The organism is Microcystis sp. M53603_WE2, assembly GCF_030065435.1.
On record NZ_JASJFF010000424.1, the window covers coordinates 1 to 4,059 of the forward strand.

Genomic DNA, 4,059 nt, shown 5'->3' on the forward strand with positions numbered 1-4,059 from the left:
AAATCCTTATCTGGCAAGAGACTTAATTGATTAGTTCGCTCTAGAGCAAAAATAATTGACAAAAATCGCCAAATGCCTTTCTATATAAGGGTTCCATCCCTTATAACCCCCGTCCATTGCATAACAAAAACCGAAGAACCAAAAGATTTTGATACTAATCTTTATGTGGGTTATGTCCCTGGTTTTCCAGGAGCAAATTCTCAAGGTGAAACTTTAGATGAATTACAGACAAATCTTTGTGAAGTGATAGAAATGCTCCTTGAGGATGAACAAACAAAATTTAAAACAGTATTTGTTGGTACACAGTAATCATCAGCAATATACCTGTTCTGAAACCACAGGAAGTGGTTCGTATCTTAGAAAGTCTTGGCTTTGTTGAGGTACGTCAGAAAGGCTCCCATAAACAATTCTGTCCTGAAGATGGACGTGCAACTACTGTTCCATTTCCTAAACATGGCTTAAAGAAGAGAGAAGTGAGAGAATAGAGTGGAATGATCAGATGCTTCCATGCCTAGAAAGATCCGAGAGTTGAAAGCTCAAATTGTCCGTGAAGGATTTGTTTACTTACCCAAACGGGGCAAGGGTAGCCATGAACGTTGGAGACATCCTTTGATCGGAAAAACACTGACAATCCCGGGCAAAGATGGAGATGATGTCCCACTTTACCTAGAAAAACAACTGGCAAAACTACTGACTGAACTGAAAGAGTTGCGAGAGGATGGAGATTAATGAATAAATACAGCATGATTGTTCAGTGGTCTGATGAAGATCAGCTTTTCCTGGTAACGATCCCAGAGTTTTCTGATCTTGTCGTCATGCCTTGTACTCATGGCAAAACTCGTCAAGAGGCTATCCACAACGGAGAAGAAGTGATTGAAATGTACTTGGAAGCCTGGCGGACAGAAGGTGAAGTGATTCCCGAACCCAGAACAAGATCGGTCGCTTGATATTCCTGCTCGGTCCTGGGGCATAACAACGCCTCTGCACACCGACTGCCGAGAGTTAATCGGTGATGATGCTAGGGTTATCCCCACAGTGAACAGCAATCAGTGAACTGAAAACCCACATCTGATCACTAATACCCTAAAACCCCAACACCCAAGCCCTGCTATACAATGGTTTTTGACTTGTTTTTTGGAAGGGAACGCTAAACTATGTATTCGATCGATATTACCCTGAAACTCTCGCCCATCCCCATTTCCGTGCAGCGCAAGGAAGAAGCAGCAGCAGACGCTTTGTATCAAACAATTATTAACGCTATGCGATCGCCAAATCCGGAATTATTAGAATTAACCTGCGAAAAACAAACCGATAAAAAGGTGGCGGTTTTGAGCGATCAGATCAGTGCGGTGATTGTGTCACAAAAATCTGGGGCTGCCTCCACCGGTAGAGCGCCGGGGTTTGTCGCTTTAGCCACAGAATAAGTAGGTAGGTGTTAAAAGTTCTCATATCCCCCCTGCCCCCCTTATCAAGGGGGGTGCCGATAGGCGGGGGGATCCCCCCTGCCCCCCTTGATAAGGGGGGTGTCTGACAACTTTTAACGCGTACCTACTTAACTGATAACTGATAACTGATAACTGAAAAGGCTGATAATTCATGACTATAAAAGTAACAGACCTCTGCTTTAGCTGGCCGAATGGGAAATCAGTATTAAATGGCTGCTCTTTGCAAGTTCCCAGAGGAGAATTTTGGATGTTGTTGGGGACAAATGGCAGCGGTAAATCAACCCTGCTGCGGCTCTTAGCGGGATTATTAAAACCTAGTCGCGGGGAAATAGAGATACCTAACCCCCTCGGTTTTGTTTTTCAAAATCCCGACCATCAGTTAGTTATGCCAACAGTGGGGGCAGATGTGGCTTTTGGGTTGGTATCCGAGGGTTTATCCACGCCGGCAATTCGGGCCCGGGTGCGGGAATCCCTAGGGGCGGTGAATTTATTAGAAATGGAAAAACGACCGATATATGCTCTCAGTGGCGGACAAAAGCAAAGAATCGCCATTGCCGGGGCTTTAGCTCGTCATTGCGAGGTTTTGCTCTTTGATGAACCCACCGCCCTTTTGGATGGGGATACCCAGCTAGAATTAGTCTCTCAAGTGCAGAACTTGGTCAAAAACCGAGGTATTACAGCCCTTTGGGTGACTCATCGCCTTGATGAATTGGATTACAGCGATGGAGCATTTTTGTTAGAGGGGGGCAAGGTAACGGATCAGGGAAATGCCCTAGAATTAAAAGCGAGATTATTGGCAAGTGCGGCGGGAGAATCTTAAATTTTTTGTTAATATCATTAGGATGCTGTTTTTTAGAACTGCCCTTAATGCCACACCAATCACTCTCAAAGCCATGGTTAATTCCTCTGATCGTTCCCTTCTGCTGGTTGACGGCTACAACGTCATCGGCGCTTGGCCGTCCCTGAAAAAAATTAGCGATCGCCACGGTCTCGAACCGGCGCGAGACAAGTTAATTGAAACCCTAATCGGTTACACCCACCACCAGGGTTATCAAACCCAAATCGTCTTCGATTCCTACCTTCAAGATACCCCCGGCAGCCAAGAACGCTACACTAACCATTTATCGGTTTATTTTACCGCTCACGCTCAAACCGCCGACACCTATATCGAGAAAACCTGCGCCGATTTTTGGCACGATCGCGCCCCAGCTATCGGACGGATTATCGTCGCTACCTCTGATAATGCCCAAAAAATGACCGTTATGGGTTATGGGGCCCAGTGGATTTCCGCTCAACGTCTCGAAATCGAGGTGGATTTAACCGGTCGTCGTCTGAGACAATCCCAGAGTTCTTCTCAAAGTCCCAAAGGGCGTTTTTTATTCCATTCTCTCGATGCTCAGGTGCAACAGAAATTAGAGAAAATGCGCCACGGAATTAGTTATCAAAAACCTTGACAAATTACCTCAAATATGTATCGACAAAAATCCCCCGTAGAGGCACAGGTAACTAACTGTGTCTCTAGGTTTTTAAAGGTCAGTTGCGGTTCGGGGGATTTTGTCAAAAGCCGGCCGCTCTCAACTACTCGTTTCACAGCTGCAATTCTGCTAAACCTAAATAATTAATTCCCGTGGGTGTCACTTGGAAGCGACAGGGTAAAACCTTGACTCCTTTAGCCACTGCTTGACGCAATAACTGCCCGTATTTAGCATCTTTACTATCCCCCGGAGCAAATCGGTCACAATCACCCCGATTAATAAAGTAGAGCATAATCGCCTCCGCTGCCGGCAATAAAGCCATTAATTCCTGTAAATGCTTCTGTCCTCGCGTGGTGACAGTATCGGGAAAAAGTGCCGTTTCTCCCTGATTCCAAGTGGTATTTTTAACCTCGATATAGGTGAGGGAATTATCCTCATGGGTCAAAAGAAAATCAATTCTACTGCCATTATTTTGACCGTAGGCCACTTCCGATCGCACCTCGGTGTCATTTTTGACCAAATCGGGAAAAACTCCTTGCAACAGGGCATTTTTCACCACCTGATTAGGAAGATTGGTATTAACTCCCACCCAAGTCTCCCCCAGTTGAATCATCTCCCAGGTATAAGCTAATTTTCGCTTCGGGTTATCACTGCGAGAAAGATAAACCGGTTGACCTTCTACGCATACATCCGTCATCGGTCCGGTATTAGCGCAATGGGCCGTAATTAATTCTCCGTTGTCCAATTGTATATCGGCAAAAAAGCGTTTGTAACGTTTAATTAAAATACCCTTGACAAGAGAAGGGTAAGTGTGAACTAACAAGGGAGTCATGAAATTTCTGCCGAGGAATATAAGGTAAAGAATAGCCTTTTTTTGGGAGCTTAACCTGAAGACAGGAGATGGGGAGATAGGGAAATTTCAGCTAAATTCCCCACTACCCCACTACCCAATTCATAAGTAGGTAGGCGTTAAAAGTTGTCAGACACCCCCCTTATCAAGGGGGGCAGGGGGAATCCCCCCGCCTATCGGCACCCCCCTTATCAAGGTAGGGCTGTTTCATTTAAATTAAGTATAGCTGATTTTGAGTCAATAAATTTGACCGAAGATTCTCAAGTTTATCTTGTTCTAACCAAAAGAG

General features: G+C 45.1%; 8 protein-coding genes. 7 read left to right on the plus strand and 1 reads right to left on the minus strand.

Annotated features, from left to right (window positions below):
• Positions 1-120 precede the first annotated feature (120 nt).
• The 7 genes from PX481_RS08845 to PX481_RS08875 all read left to right on the plus strand — a co-directional run bounded on the left by PX481_RS08845 (position 121) and on the right by PX481_RS08875 (position 2,899).
• Positions 121-309 (plus strand): type II toxin-antitoxin system HicB family antitoxin, encoded by a 189-nt coding sequence (locus PX481_RS08845; RefSeq protein ID WP_288023615.1) that lies wholly within the window; start codon positions 121-123, stop codon positions 307-309.
• Positions 310-344: 35 nt separating this feature from the next.
• Positions 345-485, plus strand: coding sequence for a type II toxin-antitoxin system HicA family toxin (locus PX481_RS08850; RefSeq protein WP_002756833.1), 141 nt, complete (start codon positions 345-347; stop codon positions 483-485).
• 22 nt (positions 486-507) lie between these two features.
• Entirely contained in the window at positions 508-729 is a 222-nt protein-coding gene (locus tag PX481_RS08855) for a type II toxin-antitoxin system HicA family toxin (RefSeq protein ID WP_002756832.1), read from the plus strand.
• Positions 729-947, plus strand: a complete 219-nt coding sequence (locus tag PX481_RS08860) for a type II toxin-antitoxin system HicB family antitoxin (RefSeq protein ID WP_002756831.1) — start codon at positions 729-731, stop codon at positions 945-947. The genes PX481_RS08855 and PX481_RS08860 overlap by 1 nt, the downstream gene beginning before the upstream one ends.
• Positions 948-1,154: 207 nt before the next feature.
• Positions 1,155-1,424, plus strand: a complete 270-nt coding sequence (locus tag PX481_RS08865; protein ID WP_002756830.1) for a UPF0367 protein family — start codon at positions 1,155-1,157, stop codon at positions 1,422-1,424.
• Between the two features lie 172 nt (positions 1,425-1,596).
• On the plus strand, positions 1,597-2,265 hold the full coding sequence (locus PX481_RS08870; RefSeq protein ID WP_002756829.1) for an energy-coupling factor ABC transporter ATP-binding protein: 669 nt from the start codon (positions 1,597-1,599) through the stop codon (positions 2,263-2,265).
• A gap of 73 nt (positions 2,266-2,338) precedes the next feature.
• Complete coding sequence (locus tag PX481_RS08875) at positions 2,339-2,899, plus strand: NYN domain-containing protein (protein WP_190717994.1); 561 nt, start codon at positions 2,339-2,341, stop codon at positions 2,897-2,899.
• A 133-nt stretch (positions 2,900-3,032) separates the two neighbouring features.
• On the opposite strand, the gene sfsA is transcribed toward PX481_RS08875, so the two are convergent.
• On the minus strand, positions 3,033-3,752 hold the full coding sequence (gene sfsA, locus PX481_RS08880; RefSeq protein WP_288094440.1) for a DNA/RNA nuclease SfsA: 720 nt from the start codon (positions 3,750-3,752) through the stop codon (positions 3,033-3,035).
• Positions 3,753-4,059 lie beyond the last annotated feature (307 nt).